The following is a 14,076-nucleotide window of genomic DNA, read 5'->3' as shown; positions in this document are numbered from 1 at the left end:
CTCGCCGGTCCGCGCCTCCCGGGAAAAGCGGTTGACCTCCCCCGCCCCCCACCGGTCGGATGACTCCCCATGAGGCTGCCGTCCGGCGGGACGGTCAACGCCGTGTACCGGCTGGGCGACGAGCTGCTGGTCCGGCTGCCGCTGACCGAGGGCGGCGTCGCGGACATCCTGCGGGAGCGGGAGTGGCTGCCGCTGCTGGCGCCCCGGCTGCCCGTCGCCGTGCCGGAGGTGCTGGGGGCCGGTGAGCCCGCCGAGGGGTATCCGTGGCCGTGGTCGGTGTACCGGTGGCTGCCGGGGCGCGTCCCCGAGGAGGGGGCGCTCGACGATGCGGTGCGGCTCGCCGCGGACCTGGCCGGGTTCGTGGCGGCGATGCGGGAGGTGACCCTGCCCGGGACGCCGCCGCGGGCGCACCGCGGCGGGCCGCTCGCCGCGCTCGACGCCGCGACCCGGGCGGCGGTCGACGCGCTGCGCAGGTTCCCCGAGGAGGGCGTCGACCGCGACGCCGCGCTCGCCGTCTGGGAGGACGCGCTGGGCGCCCCGACCCGGGCCGGGCCGCCGGTGTGGCTGCACGCCGACCTGATGCCGGGCAACCTCCTGGTGTCCGGGGGCCGGCTCGCGGCCGTCATCGACTTCGGGTGCGCGGGGACGGGCGACCCGGCCTGCGACCTCTTCCCGGCGTGGAACCTGCTCCCGTCCGCCGCCCGCGGGGTCTTCCGCGACGCGCTCGGCGTGGACGACGCCGCCTGGCGCCGCGGCCGGGGCCGGACGCTCTCCCAGGCGCTGATCGCCTTCCCCCACTACCGGACGGCCAACCCGTCGATGGCGCGGAACGCCCGGCACGTCCTGCGGGCGGTCCTGACGGAGGACCGGGCCGGCGAGCCCCAAGTCACCTGACGTACGCGGCGGTTGAGGGGAAGGCCGCCGCCTCTCGCCCGCACCCGCCGACACGCCCGACACGCCCGGCCCTCCGCCGGCGCCCCGGGAACCCCCGGAGGCCCGATGTTCAGCCCCTTTCCGGCGTGTCCCTCCCCCGCTCGGACCAGCTCCGTCACCGAATGGAGCAATACGGCTACCCTCCGGATGCCGCCGGGAGGGTGCCGGGTGAACCTCGGATCAAGGAGGTACACCCAATGAAGTCAATTCGTACCGCTCTCTGCGGCACTCTGACGGCAGTCGCCGTCTGTGCGGCACCCGCCGCCGCCTACGCCCTCGAGGCCCCCTCGGCCCCCTCGGCCGGTCAGGTCGTCAAGCACGGCGACCACGACCGCGACCATGGTGACCGTGACCACGGCCGGGACGACGACCACGGCCGTGACCACGACGGCCGGGACGACGACCACGACCGGAACAAGGGGCGTGACCACGACGACGGCTGGAACGAGGACCGCGGTCGTGACGGACACGACGACCACGGCAAGGACGACGACCACGGCCGGAGCCACGAAGGCCGGGACGACGACCACGGCCGTGACCACGGGCGGGACGGCGACCACGGCCGTGACCACGGGCGGGACGACGACCACGGTCGCGACCACGGCCGTGACCACGAGGGCCGGGGTCACCACGAGGAGCACGGCCGTGACCACGGCCGGCACCACGGCGACCACGACAAGGGCCACCACAACCGGCCGCACGGCTGGTCGCACGCGGGTGGCGGTGCCACCGCGCCGGTGGCCGCCGCGGAGTCGTCGTCCGTCGACACCCCCGTGCTCATCCTCGCGGGTGCCACGGCCGGTATCGCGGGTGGTCTGATCTGGTCCCGTCGCCGGTCCTCCCGCACGGTCAAGCAGTAACAGGGAGCGGACCGGAGACATGTCAGAAAAGCGCACAGGTGGTTTCGGCCGCCTGCTGACAGGGGCGGCCTGGGTAGCACTGCTGCTGGCCCTCTGGCTATGGGGCCATGACATCGCCGAGGAGCCGATATCCACGGCTCCGGTCACCGGTGACGTCAAGCCCTCCGGCCGCCCTCCCGCGCATGGCCTGCTCCCGGCGCACTCACCGCTGCCGGTAGCGGCCCCGCAGACCCTGGCCATCAAGGCCATGGGTCTGCGGGCCCCCGTCGAAGGGCACGGCCTCGACCCCCAGGGCGGGGTCGAGGCCCCCTCGTACGACCGGCCCAACACCGTCGCCTGGTACAAGGACGGGCCGGCGCCCGGTGCCGTCGGGGCCGCCGTGCTCGTCGGGCACGTCGACACCAAGACCTCGCGGGGCGTCTTCTACGAACTGAGCAGCGCGAAGCCGGGGCTGAAGGTGAACGTCGTCCGCAAGGACGGCAGCACCGCCGAGTTCACCGTCGAGGACGTCGCCGTCGTCCCCCGGGACCACTTCGACGCCGACAAGGCGTACGGGCCCAAGGACCCGAAGCGCGCCGAGCTGCGCCTCGTCACCTGCGGCGGCGAGTACGACCGCGAGCGGCACGAGTACACCGCCAACGTGGTGGTGTCCGCCTACCTCACCGGGACGTCCGGCGCCCCCGCCGCCCCGTCGCCGGCCGGGAAGCCGGCCGAACCGGCACCACCGGCGCAGCCGGCCCAGCCCCCGGAGCAGGCCGACGAGGGCGAAGACCCCGACGCGCCCTGACGCGCCCCGACGCGTCCTGACGTCCGGCGGGCGGCCCGTGGCCTCAGCCCGCCCGGCGCCGCGCCCGCAGCGCGAACATATGCGGCACCCGGGGCTCCGCGTCCGGCAGCCGCCACCAGCCGCCCGGGTCCCGGACCATGCCGGGCAGCCGCGGCCAGGGCAACAGCTCGGTCTCGCGCAGCACTTCGAGCTCCAGCCCGGCCCCGAGGACGGCCCCGACCGTCTCCCCGAGCCCGTGCCGCCACTCGTAGCTGGTCACGGCCTCCCGGAGCGGGGGGCCGTCGGTGTACGTCCGGGGGTTGTCGCCGCGGATCGGCCCCCGGCCCTCCAGGTAGTCGTGGCGCAGCAGCAGCCCCTCCTCGCCGGGCGCCGGGACCGGCCCGAGGGCGTTGAGCAGCGGGTGGAACTCCACCAGGTACAGGACGCCGCCGGGCCGGAGCAGCCGGGCGACCACGTCCGCCCAGGCCGGCAGGTCGGGGAGGTAGCAGAGCGCGCCCTTGCCGGTGTAGACGACGTCGAACCGCCGTCCGCCGAGCGCCTCGACGGCCCGGTGGACGTCGGCCCGGACGTACTCGACGTCCCGTCCGCGCCCGGCGGCGAGCCGGCGGGCCTCCTCCACGGCGGCCGCGGAGAAGTCCAGGCCGACGGTGCGGGCGCCCCGGTCGGCGAAGGCGTGGGTCTCGGTGCCGAGGTGGCACTGGAGGTGAAGGACGTCGCGGCCGGCGAGGTCGCCGAGGTCGGTCCACTCGAAGGGGGCGAACCAGTCCTCGGCGGTCCGGGAGCCGTCCAGTCCGTAGAAGTCGCTGGCGACGTGGACGGGGGGGGCGGGCGTCCCAGTTGCGCTCGTTGGCGCGGAGCATCTCCTCGATGCCGGGCGGCCGTTCGCCAGGAGGCCGTGCGCCGGACGCGGTCGTGCGGTCGTCTGCCGTCATGGGGCCTTCCTACCACCGCCGGCCGCGCCGATCACCCCGCCGCCCGCCGCCGGGAAGGCGAGGGCGGCGGCGCGGCGCCAGCGGTTGCCGGGCAGGGCGGGGTGGAGCGCGGCGAGGGCGCCGCAGTACTTGGTGAAGACGGCGGGCCGGACGCCGTGGGCGTGCAGCAGCCGGTCGGCGTCGGTCAGCCGGCCGGTGCCCTTGGTCTCGACGAGGACGAGGCCGGGGGCGCAGCGCACGGTGGCGCCGGTCCGGCGGTCGGCGCAGACGAGCCCGGCGTCGCAGGTGACGCGTTCGCCGTCGGCCACCAGGGTGGCGCGCAGGTAGTCGGTGGTGACCGAGGGGGTGAGGTCCGGCGGTGCGGTGATGCCGTAGGCGGTGCGCAGGGTGGTGTCGAGCCAGGCGCGGTACGCCGGGTCGAGCGGGCCGGCGCCGGCGGTGAGCGGGAGCCGGTGTTTGACGGTGTCGCCCCGGCCGCCCTTGAGCTTGAGCTCGAACTGCCGCTCTCCGCTGTCCCGGTAGACGCGTTCGCGGATCTTGAAGCGTTGCCGGCGGCCCTGCCGGTGCTCGTGGAAGGAGCGCAGGCCGGGGGTGTCGTAGTAGACGGAGTGGTAGTGGAAGACCCGTCTGCCGTCGATGGCGAGGACGCGGTAGGCGCCGCCGGGCCGGTGCGGGGCGGTGAGGAGGGCGACGAGGTCGGTGAGCAGCCGGGCGGGCACCAGGTAGCCGCGGTCGAAGCGGGTGAGCAGGCCGGAGCGCGCGTTGACCTCGTCGAGGGAGACGGGCCGGGCGGCGCCGACGACGCGTTCCAGGGGGTGCGGCGTCGGGCTGGGGACGGCGGGGGCCGGGGCGGCGGTGCTCACGCGGCCTCCCAGGCGCGGGCGTCGCGCACCGACGGACGGGCGGCAGGGGCCTGTTGGGCGGTGCCGGGCCGGAACTCGCGGTAGCGGACGTCGACGACCATGAGGTCGCGGACGTAGTCGATCTCGGTGACGGTCCAGTGCAGCGGTTCGCCGAGGCGGTGAGCGAGTTCGGCACGGAGGGCGGCGGGGTCGGTGAGGACGACGTCGAGGGTGACGACGCTGCGGCGGGCGCGGGTGAGCAGCCGCGGGTGGTCGGCGACGTAGACGACCAGCAGGAGGACGGCGCTCAGCGTGGCCGCGTAGCCCAGGCCGAGGTGCGGCAGGCCGCAGAGCAGGCCGAGGACGAGGGTGCTGAAGTAGTAGGCGACCTCCTCGTGCTGTACGGCGTCGGAGCGCAGCCGGATGATGGAGAGCACGCCGAACAGGCCGAAGCCGAGCGCGGTGCCGCCCTTGGCACCCACCTCGGCGAGCGCCGCCACGACGGAGAACAGGGCGACGTTCAGGGCGAGATAGGCGGGGACGAGGTCCCGCCGCCGGTGTCGCGGATGGTAGATCGCGAAGGTCAGCAGACATACCGCGAGCAGGTCGAGACCCAGGTGGGCGGCGAGGTCACGCACGGGTTCCACGGCTTCTTCCTCCCTATGCGGCTGTGCCGGTCGCACAACTCCAGGGAAACGATGGGTGAACGGAAGGACTCCTCCGGGTCCATTCGAGCGAACCGTGCGGGTCCTTGACGGCGGAGCGGCGGAGCTGGCCGGATCCGGTGGATTCCCGTCGCGTTCGGCGCACTTGCGGCGGGGGGAGCGGCTGTGCCGGATGGTTCGCGGGACCCGTCCCGGTGCGGCCGACGGGCCTCTGGCGATCAGCGTCGGGACCCGGGCAGGCTGGGGCCCCGTGGAACGGATATACGCCTGCGTAAATGGACGTTCGAGGAGGGCACCCGTGACCCCGACCCGACCGCAGCCTGACTCCCCCGGACGCGTCGCCCTCGCCCCGGCGGCGGCCCGGCTGCTCCGGCGGCTGCGCCGCAAGCACGGGCCGCTGATGTTCCACCAGTCCGGCGGCTGCTGCGACGGCAGTTCGCCGATGTGCTATCCGCGGGGCGAGTTCCGCACCGGCGGCAGTGACGTGCTCCTCGCCGAGCTGGCCGTCGAGGGGGTGGCCGAGCCCGTCGGCTTCTGGATGGCGGCGGACCAGTTCGAGCGCTGGCGCCACACCCACCTCACCGTGGACGTGGTGCCGGGGCGCGGAAGCGGCTTCTCCCTGGAGGCCCCGGAGGGCGTCCGCTTCCTGATCCGCTCGCGGCTGCTGACGGACGCGGAGGCGCGGCTGCTCGGCCCGGGTACCGGCGGCCGGCCGGGTACCGGCGGCCGGCCGGGTACCGGCGGCTCCCGGGACGGGGATCAGGTGACGGGCTGAACGGCCGGATCAGGACGCGGCGTCCGCCAGCGAGAGCTTGTGCAGCCGCTCCGGCGGGCCCGGCCGGGCGTAGTACCAGCCCTGCGCCGTCTCACAGCCCAGTATCCGCAGGTGGTCCGCCTGGGTACCGGTCTCCACGCCCTCCACCGTCACCGACAGGTCCAGGGTGTGGGCGAGCGAGACGATCCCCTCGACGATCTTCACGTCGACGGGGTCGGCGGGCGCGCGCTGCATGCCGCGGGTGAAGGAGCGGTCGAGCTTGAGCGTGCTGACCGGCAGCCGGCGCAGGTAGGACAGGTTGGAGTAGCCGGTGCCGAAGTCGTCGAGGGCGATGTCCACGCCCAGGTCGGCGAGTTGCCGCAGCGGGCGGAGCTGCTCCTCGTCGGCGCCGATGAGGGCGTTCTCGGTGACCTCCAGGCAGAGCGCCGACGGGTCGAGGCCGGCGTTGTCGAGGACGGCGATGGTCTCGGCGACGAGCGCGGGGTAACGCAGCTGCGAGGGCGAGAGGTTGACGTTGACCCGGAGCGGCACCCGGCAGCGGCCGTCGCTGCGCCAGGCGCGGGCCTGCCGGGCCGCCTCCTCCAGGACCCAGCGGCCGAGCGGGACGATCAGTCCGGTGCTCTCGGCGAGCGGGATGAACTGGTCCGGGCCGAGCACCCCGTGCACCGGGTGCAGCCAGCGGACGAGCGCCTCGGCGCCGCGCACGGTGCCGTCGGAGAGCCGGACCAGCGGCTGGTACTCGATGAAGAACTCGCCGTTCTCCAGGGCGCCGGGCAGGCAGTTGGTGAGATCGTGCCGGGCGATGACCCGGGCGTCGGAGTCGGCGTCGGCGAGCTCGTAGCGGTTGCCGCCGGCGGCCTTGGCCCGGTACATGGTGATGTCGGCGCTGCGCAGCACCTCGGCGGCGTCCGCCTCGCCGGGGCGGCCGGTGACGATGCCGATGCTGGCGCGGACGCACAGGTGGCGGCCGTCGAGGTGGACGGGGTCGGCGAGGGCGGCGAGCATCCGGCGGGCGAGGGCGGTGACGTCGCGCTGGGCGGTGGGGCCGGTGGTGAGGGCCACGAACTCGTCGCCGCCCAGCCGGGCCACCAGTTCGTCGGGCCCGGAGGCGCAGGCGCGCAGCCGCTCGGCGACGGCGACGAGGAGCTGGTCGCCGACGGCGTGGCCGAGGCTGTCGTTGACGGCCTTGAAGCCGTCCAGGTCGAGGTAGCAGAGGCCGAAGTGGCTGTCGGGGCCCAGGGGACCGCTGGGGTCCAGGGTGCGGTCGAGGCGTTCGAAGAAGAGGGTGCGGTTGGGCAGGCCGGTGAGGTCGTCGTGGGTGGCCTGGTGGCGGAGGCGCTCGTGCAGCTCGCGGCGCTCGGTGATGTCCTCCATGAGCGCGAGCTGGTACTGGGGGCGGCCGGTGGCGTCGCGCAGCAGGGAGACCGTCAGATCGGTCCAGAGGACGCTGCCGTCGCCGCGGTAGTACGGCTTCTCGACGCGGTAGTGGTCGCGGTCGCCGCGGACCAGCTCGGCGTAGAGGCCCCAGACCTCGGGCGAGTCGTCGGGGTGGACGAGCTCGCCGACGTTGCGTCCGGCCACCGGGCGGTCGATGCTGCCGAACATCCGGCAGAGCGCCTCGTTGACGTCGGTGATGTGCCCGTCGACGTCGGCGATGCCGACCCCGATGGCCGCGCCCTCGAAGACCGCGCGGAACCGCTCCTCGCTGGTGTGCAGGGCCTGTTCGGTCTCGGCCCGGGCGGCGAGGGCGGCACGGGAGATGGCCTCCTGCTCGGCGAGGGCGCGTTCGCGGAGCTCGGCGGCGAAGCCGGCGGCGAGGGCGTGCTGGAGCCGGGTGCAGCGGGCGCGGCACTCGTCGGCGGGGACGGCGTCGTCCGGCGGGCAGTAGAGCAGCAGATAGGCGTCGACGGCGCCGAGGACCAGCGGGAGGGTGGCGGGGTCGGTGCAGTGGCCGCGGACCAGGGCGGCGCCGACCTCGGTACCGGGGGCGGGGTCGAACGTCCGGGCGTGCAGCGCGTCACGGAGCCGGGCGGCCAGCGGGACCAGGAAGCGCTCGAACTCGGCACGGGTCAGCGGGGTGGACGCGGCCGGGTGGACGGCCCGGCTCCACAGCGCGGCGAACCGCCGCAGCCGCTCGTCCTGCACCGCGCTGTCGCCGGTGGGGTACGGGGCGGGGTACGGGAGCGGCTCGGCGGTGCCGTGCAGGGTGCGGCCGTTCGAGGTGCCGGTCACGGCTTGCGCCCCACACCGGCCACTCCGGCGAACCCTGCCGTGAAGACGGGGTCGGCGGCGTGGTCCGGATCCGCGGCGGCCCCGGTTTTCCCGGCGCCGCGCGTCTCCGGTTCGCCCTGGGCACCGCGCGTCTCGGGCCCGCCGAGTACGCCGCGTGCCTCCGGCTCGCCCTCCGGGTCCTCCCGGGGCTCCGGACGCCAGGTGGGCATGGGCACCAGCCCGGGCTCCACCAGGGAGAAGCCCTCGAAGAACCGGGCCACGTCACGGCGCGAACGGGTGCACAGCGGTGAGCCGATGGTGCGGTAGACGCTCTCCACCTTCTCGCCCTCCTCGGGTTTCATCGGCCCGCCCTCCGTCGCGGCGTGGGTCAGGATCAGGAGGCTGCCCGGCGCGAGCGCGTCGCGCAGCCGGGCCACCGCCGCCCAGGGGTCGTCCTCGTCCGGTACGAAGTGCAGCACGGCGACGAGGAGCAGGGCGACGGGCCGCCCCGGGGCGAGCAGGCGGGTGACCTCCGGGCTGCGCAGGATGGCCTCGGGCGAGCGCAGGTCGGCGGCGACGACCCCGGCCCGGTCGTTCCCCTCCAGCACCGTGCGGCTGTGCGCGACGGCGACCGGGTCGTGGTCCACGTAGACGACGCGGGCCTCGGGGTCGGCGGCCCGGGCGATCTCATGGACGCTGCCGAAGGTGGGGATGCCGGAGCCGATGTCCAGGAACCGGTTGACGCCCCGCTCGATCGCGTGGCGCACGGCGCGCCGCATGAACGCGCGGTTGGCCTGCATGATCTTCGGCATGTCCGGGAACGCCTCGATGGCGCGCCGTCCGGCCTCCCGGTCGACCTCGAAGTTGTGCGAGCCGCCCAGGTAGTAGTCGTAGATGCGGGACACGCTCGGCACGGACAGGTCGATGCCCGAAGGGGCCCGGCAAGGACGCTCCATCACTCTGTCTCTCCAGCTCATCGCAGGGGTGTTGAGGGGTCTGAGCAGAGGCTACTGATCGTTCGTTCGAATGGTAGAAGCAAGCGGAGAAGCGCGGTCCGCATGCGCTCGCCGCTCCCCCTTCGACTCCAGCAGGTCTGCGGTTCATCGCGGTTCAAAACCACTCGTTCGCGTGAGATGCGTCTCTGTCCGCCGTCATGGGTGCCCTCGCGTCCACGGCGGCCCGTGCCGCCGGCCGGCGCTGCCCCTTCTCCGCGCTTCTCCGCCCCTCCGTCCCCTGCTTCCCGTGCCCCCCGCGCCTCCCGGCCCGTACGGATCGGGACCAGCTCTCGCATTATTGATCACATCATTGCCGACTACAGCAAATGATCATGGACCGCCGCTCCCCGCGCAAGGGGCGCGTCCCGGTTCGCGAGGGCGCGCGGACGCGCGACAGGGACCGCCCCGGGCGTCGGCCGCCGGGGGTGCGGCCCCTGTCGTACGTCTGGTGCCAACGGGAGGTTTGCCCGGCCGGAAGCCGGTGCGCGGGCCCGTCGCCCGGCGCGCGCTACGGGCGCAGCGCGCCCGGTTCCGCCAGCGGCGCCGCGTGCGCCACGGCGTTCTTGGGGTGGTGCGGGTCCAGGAACCACCGGCGGGCCGACACCAGCCACCACACCCCGGCGAAGCCGAGCACCGCGGCCACCGCCACGGGCGCGTAGTTGAAGGTCTCCAGGGTCACCGGGTGCACCTGCGGCAGCATGAACAGCACGGTGATCAGCGCCACCCACCCGACGGCCACCACACCGATCGGCCGCGACCAGCGGCCCAGGTGCCAGGGGCCGCGCTCGAAACGGTCGCCGAGGCGCAGCCGCAGGAAGGTGGGGATGACGTAGGCGATGTACAGCCCGATGGTGGCGATGCTGGTCACGGCCGCGTAGGCGGTCTCGTTGATCAGATACGGCAGACCGAGGACGAACGCTCCCCCGGCCGCGAGCCACACCGCGTTGGTGGGCGTCCGGGTCGACGGGTTGATCCGGTGCCAGACGCGGGAGAAGGGCAGCGCCCCGTCGCGCGAGAAGGCGTAGATCATCCGGGAGTTGGCGGTGACGGAGGCCATCCCGCAGAACAGCTGGGCGGCGATGATGACCAGCAGCAGCGCCTTGCCGCCGCTCGCGCCGAGCGCGTCCATCAGGATCTGGGCCGGCGGCACCCCGGTCGTCGACTCCAGCGAGCCGTCGTAGCTCTGGATGGCGAACGTCATCCCGACGAGCAGCACGAACCCGGCGATCCAGGAGAGCCAGATGGAGCGGACGATGCCGCGCGGACCGGCCGTCGACGCGTCGTTGGTCTCCTCGGTCATATGGGCCGACGCGTCATAGCCGGTGAAGGTGTACTGCGCCATCAGCAGCGACAGCAGCCCCACGTAGAAGCCCGAGTCCCAGCCGGTGCGGTTGACGAACTCGCCGAAGACGACGGAGGCCGACTGGTGGTGGTCCGGGACGAGCGCCAGGGCGCCGACGATGACGAGCACCCCGACGACGTGCCACCAGACGCTGACGCTGTTGAGCACGGCGACGATGCGGACGCCGAAGGTGTTCAGGACGGCGTGCAGCAGCAGGATGACCCCGAAGAGGGTGATGGTGTGGCCGGGCGTCGCCGCGAAGTCGAACTGGAGGTCGAGGTAGGCGTTGAGGAAGGAGGCCGCGCCGAAGTCGACGCCCGCGGTCACCGCGATCTGGCCGAGGACGTTGAACCAGCCGGTGAACCAGGCCCACGCCGCCCGGCTGCGCTCCGGGGCCATCCGGTGGGCCCAGAAGTACAGTCCGGCGCTGGTCGGGTAGGAGGAGCACACCTCGGCCATGGCCAGCCCCACGATCAGGGTCATCAGGCCGACCCCGACCCAGCCCCAGGTGATCATGGCGGGCCCGCCGGTCGTCATCCCGTAGCCGTACATGGTCATGCAGCCGGACAGCACCGAGATGATGGTGAACGAGACGGCGAAGTTGGCGAACCCGCTCATGCTGCGGGCGAGGGTCTGGCGGTAGCCGAGCTGTGCGAGGCGCTCTTCGTCGGAAACACCGGAAGCGCCGGAGGCGCCGGGGACGCCTGAGACGCCGGGGACTTCGAGTGGCACGGAAACCTCTTCCTCGGTTCGTTGGGCCGGGGGGCGGTGGGGGAAACCGTGGTGCGGTGGTGCTCTTGTGGACCTGGGGACTCAGCCCGGCCGCGGGGGCCGGGGCGGCCGGCCGGCGGCGGCACGGGCCGCCCAGCCGCGGTACCGCAGGAACAGCTCACGCGGTTCGCCGCAGTACGACCAGGGCGCGTCGCAGGCGTACGGGCCGATCGCGGTGAACACCTCGTGCGCCTCGGCGTGCCGGCCGGCGAAGCCGAGGGCGTGCGCGAGGTAGTTGGCGTCGTCCGCGAACTGGGCGTGCGGCCGGGGCGACCGGTGCCGCCACCAGCCGTCGAGCACCCGGTCGATGTGCGGACAGTCGTTCCAGGGGTGCACCGTCAGCCCGTACGCGCCGCCGCTCTCCGCCCTGCGCTGCCGGTAGGACTCGGCGAGGGCGACCAGCGGGAGGACGGCCAGCGGGAGCCCCGCGGGCGCGGTCTGGGCCCGTTCGAGCGCCCAGTGGAACATCTCGCCGCCGGAGCCGTGGTTCCGGTCGAACAGGAAGGTGAGCACCTCGTGGTGCGCCTCCCGGTTGTACGGGTCCCGGGCGGTCGCCTCGTTCCAGATCTGCCCCAGCAGCTCGCGGTCCGGGGCGTGGACGCGCACCAGGGCCAGCAGGACCACCCACGGCGAGGGGTCCGCCGGGGCCGCCTCGGCGGTGGCCAGGCAGGTCTCCCACGCCTGTTCCATCAGCTCCCGGCCCGCGTCCCGGCCGGCGACAAGCGACCGCAGGGCCTGGACGTGGGCCAGCACGGCCAGGGCGTCCGGGGAACCGGGTTCGGCCCGGCTCCAGGTCTCGGCGAAGCGGAGGTTCACCCCGGCCCGGGCGAGGACCTGGAGCCGGAAGATCCGCCGGTCCCAGTCGTGGCCGGTGGCCGCGAGCAGGTCGCGGGGCCCCTCCCAGCGGCCCATGGCGGCGTCGTCCACGGCGGCGCGCAGCGGGCGGTCGTCGCGCGCGGGATGGGCGTCGAGCTCCGCCTCCACGGGGTCGGCCGGCCCCGCCCGCCGCGCGGAGCGGCCGAATCGTCGGCGCTGCATCGGGTGCGCCCCTCCCTGCCTCGCGGTCGTCTGCCGAACGGTTCACGTGCGGTGTCGCAGCGCCCGCGGATCCTTGGCATTGTCATGACAAGCCGCCATGACAGGGCCACGCGAGCGGGAAAGGTGCACACCGGAACCGGATCGACGGCCGTCGGGCGGCGGGACGGGCGGAGACCCGCCCCGGACACACCGGTGGGCGCACGCCCGACGGAACCACCGCGACCGGAGACGATCGGTCCTGGGCCTCGGTGCGGCCTCAGCTTATACACACAGCCGTGCGAACGGGCCGTGCTGCCGGATATTCACTGGGTGAACTTCACTCACTCCACTCCCACTTGCCGCAGAGCACGCCGCTGAGCGGCCGAGAGCTCCAGCGGGAAGTAGAGGTAACACACCCCACCCGAACCGCCCTTGACCCGGCCCTGCGCGTCATGCCGCTTGGTCCGCAGCCAGACGTTCTCGAACTGACGCCTCTTGTACACCCGTTGGACGGCCGCGTCCGAGGGGGCCGCCGGATCGTGGACGACCACGTCGCCGCTCTTGGTGAAGCCGGTGACGCACATCAGGTGCCCCGCCGTGCCGTACCCGGCCCCGTCCAGCTCGGCGGCGAGGAAGGACTGCGAGGTGATGACCGGGACGCCGGCCCGGACCAGCCGCTCGGCGTCGTTCAGCGAACGCAGCCGGGTGACCGTGCTCTGCAGGTCCCGGTAGGTCGCCGCGTAGGCCGCGTTGAACGGCCAGTTGCCGCACCCCTGGTACTGGTAGTCGTAGGTGAACCGGGCGGCGTGGCAGACCTGGGGATCGGCGTAGGACGGGTCCACCCAGGCGAGGTCGGCGGCGGACGGCCGGCGCCCCCAGTGCTCCACGGCCATCTGCGAGGAGGTCGGACTGCACCACGCCTCGCCGCCGTTGTCGTACTGCGGGTACTGCCCCTTGTGGATCTCCTGCGAGTAGCGGGGGACGGACAGCCGGTGCCCGGCCCCCTCCCCCGGCTTCGAGGCGGGCACCGTGAACCGGTCGGGAATCTCGGACCCCATCGCCCCCACCCGCCACACCGTGGGGGTGAGCCCGCCGCCCGGCCGCCGGAAGAGAGTCAGCCGCAGGGCGTACGAGACGAACCGCGCGCCGCTCGCCGGCACGACCGCGAGGGTGTCGGTGGAGACGGCGCTCCGGCCGTCCTTCTGCCCGTCGACGGAGGTGCGCCGGATGTCGCCGGCCGCGTCACCGGACGTCCAGCGGCCCATCACGTACCAGGGCGTGTGGGTGCGGTCGGCATACGTGGCGCGCACCTCGGTCTGGATCCAGGTGCCGGGCGGGGTGTGGGCGTTCCAGGACACGATGATCTCGGTCGCCGGGGCGGACAGGGTGTGCACCGGGGAGGTCCAGGTGGCGTACTCCCAGCGGGCGGTGGTCCCGGTGTGCGGGTCGGTGTACTCCCGGGTGCCCGCCGGCCGGTCGAGGACCACGCCCGGCCGCCGGCCGTCGCGGACCGCCGTGCCCGCGCGGGCACCGGCGCGCCAGTCGCCGAGGGTGGTCCAGGAGTGGTGGTCGACCGTCCCGGACGACCGTCGGGCCCCGCCCTCGGGGACGGCGGCCAGGGCGGTGCCCGCCCGGGAGAGCGACGCGGCCGCCGTGACGGCGAGGGCGGCGGTCAGGAGGGAACGGCGGGGCGGGCGGGACGAGGGGGGCCAGGGGGAGGGAGTCGGTCTGCTGGACATGGCGTGGTCTCCCGGTTCGGCTGTCAGTTTCGGCTGTCAGTGACCGTGTAGGGGCCGCCCACGCGGTCCGGTCGGGCCGCGCGGTCCGGACGGCCCACTATCCCGGGCGGGACGGCCGGGAGCCAGTGACGCGACGTACGGCGCGTCAGGCGCACCGCGCGGAAGGCGCACCGCGCGTCAGGCGCGTACGGGCCCGCCGCCTAAGGT

General features: G+C 74.1%; 10 protein-coding genes and 2 pseudogenes. 4 read left to right on the top strand and 8 right to left on the bottom strand.

What is annotated here, in order from left to right; translation table 11 throughout:
• Positions 1-69: 69 nt before the first annotated feature.
• The 3 genes from K7I03_RS28175 (at position 70) to K7I03_RS28165 (ending at position 2,580) form a co-directional block, all read left to right on the top strand.
• Positions 70-894, top strand: a complete 825-nt coding sequence (locus K7I03_RS28175) for an aminoglycoside phosphotransferase family protein (protein WP_224347251.1) — start codon at positions 70-72, stop codon at positions 892-894.
• Positions 895-1,130: 236 nt separating this feature from the next.
• On the top strand, positions 1,131-1,793 hold the full coding sequence (locus K7I03_RS28170; RefSeq protein WP_185944470.1) for a hypothetical protein: 663 nt from the start codon (positions 1,131-1,133) through the stop codon (positions 1,791-1,793).
• A 19-nt stretch (positions 1,794-1,812) separates the two neighbouring features.
• Complete coding sequence (locus tag K7I03_RS28165) at positions 1,813-2,580, top strand: class F sortase (protein ID WP_224347250.1); 768 nt, start codon at positions 1,813-1,815, stop codon at positions 2,578-2,580.
• 43 nt (positions 2,581-2,623) lie between these two features.
• On the opposite strand, the pseudogene K7I03_RS28160 reads toward K7I03_RS28165, so the two are convergent.
• The 3 genes and pseudogenes from K7I03_RS28160 to K7I03_RS28150 form a co-directional block, all read right to left on the bottom strand.
• Positions 2,624-3,512: pseudogene (locus K7I03_RS28160) on the bottom strand (class I SAM-dependent methyltransferase).
• Complete coding sequence (locus K7I03_RS28155; protein WP_224347249.1) at positions 3,509-4,375, bottom strand: polyphosphate polymerase domain-containing protein; 867 nt, start codon at positions 4,373-4,375, stop codon at positions 3,509-3,511. Before K7I03_RS28155 ends, K7I03_RS28160 begins: the two are co-directional and overlap by 4 nt.
• Positions 4,372-5,001, bottom strand: coding sequence for a DUF4956 domain-containing protein (locus K7I03_RS28150; RefSeq protein WP_185944469.1), 630 nt, complete (start codon positions 4,999-5,001; stop codon positions 4,372-4,374). Before K7I03_RS28150 ends, K7I03_RS28155 begins: the two co-directional genes overlap by 4 nt.
• 316 nt (positions 5,002-5,317) lie before the next feature.
• Between K7I03_RS28150 and K7I03_RS28145 the strand changes: the two genes are divergently transcribed.
• The gene (locus K7I03_RS28145) at positions 5,318-5,794 is read left to right on the top strand and encodes a DUF779 domain-containing protein (protein WP_224347248.1); all 477 of its coding nucleotides are present in this window, start codon (positions 5,318-5,320) and stop codon (positions 5,792-5,794) included.
• Between the two features lie 9 nt (positions 5,795-5,803).
• Here K7I03_RS28145 and K7I03_RS28140 read toward each other — a convergent pair whose 3' ends face one another.
• The 5 genes and pseudogenes from K7I03_RS28140 to K7I03_RS28120 all read right to left on the bottom strand — a co-directional run bounded on the left by K7I03_RS28140 (position 5,804) and on the right by K7I03_RS28120 (position 13,869).
• Complete coding sequence (locus tag K7I03_RS28140) at positions 5,804-8,026, bottom strand: putative bifunctional diguanylate cyclase/phosphodiesterase (RefSeq protein WP_398858097.1); 2,223 nt, start codon at positions 8,024-8,026, stop codon at positions 5,804-5,806.
• A gap of 140 nt (positions 8,027-8,166) precedes the next feature.
• A pseudogene (locus K7I03_RS28135) lies at positions 8,167-8,961 on the bottom strand (SAM-dependent methyltransferase); the annotation flags it as partial.
• Between the two features lie 547 nt (positions 8,962-9,508).
• On the bottom strand, positions 9,509-11,074 hold the full coding sequence (locus tag K7I03_RS28130; RefSeq protein WP_185944468.1) for an amino acid permease: 1,566 nt from the start codon (positions 11,072-11,074) through the stop codon (positions 9,509-9,511).
• A gap of 81 nt (positions 11,075-11,155) precedes the next feature.
• Positions 11,156-12,151 (bottom strand): hypothetical protein, encoded by a 996-nt coding sequence (locus K7I03_RS28125; RefSeq protein ID WP_185944467.1) that lies wholly within the window; start codon positions 12,149-12,151, stop codon positions 11,156-11,158.
• Between the two features lie 320 nt (positions 12,152-12,471).
• A complete protein-coding gene (locus tag K7I03_RS28120) occupies positions 12,472-13,869 on the bottom strand; it encodes a C39 family peptidase (RefSeq protein WP_185944466.1) in 1,398 nt (465 codons plus the stop codon).
• Positions 13,870-14,076: the final 207 nt, after the last annotated feature.

Origin of the sequence: Streptomyces mobaraensis, from assembly GCF_020099395.1 — a bacterium.
Classification (GTDB): domain Bacteria; phylum Actinomycetota; class Actinomycetes; order Streptomycetales; family Streptomycetaceae; genus Streptomyces.
The sequence above is the reverse complement of the archived record's forward strand: the minus strand, read 5'-3'. Positions and strand labels throughout refer to the sequence as shown.

Excerpts from the sequence above, each read along its gene's own strand:
- K7I03_RS28175 (WP_224347251.1), top strand. The coding sequence starts at position 70 with ATGAGGCTGCCGTCCGGCGGGACGGTCAACGCCGTGTACCGGCTGGGC.
- K7I03_RS28170 (WP_185944470.1), top strand. The coding sequence starts at position 1,131 with ATGAAGTCAATTCGTACCGCTCTCTGCGGCACTCTGACGGCAGTCGCC.
- K7I03_RS28120 (WP_185944466.1), bottom strand. The coding sequence starts at position 13,869 with ATGTCCAGCAGACCGACTCCCTCCCCCTGGCCCCCCTCGTCCCGCCCG.
- K7I03_RS28125 (WP_185944467.1), bottom strand. The coding sequence starts at position 12,151 with ATGCAGCGCCGACGATTCGGCCGCTCCGCGCGGCGGGCGGGGCCGGCC.
- K7I03_RS28165 (WP_224347250.1), top strand. The coding sequence starts at position 1,813 with ATGTCAGAAAAGCGCACAGGTGGTTTCGGCCGCCTGCTGACAGGGGCG.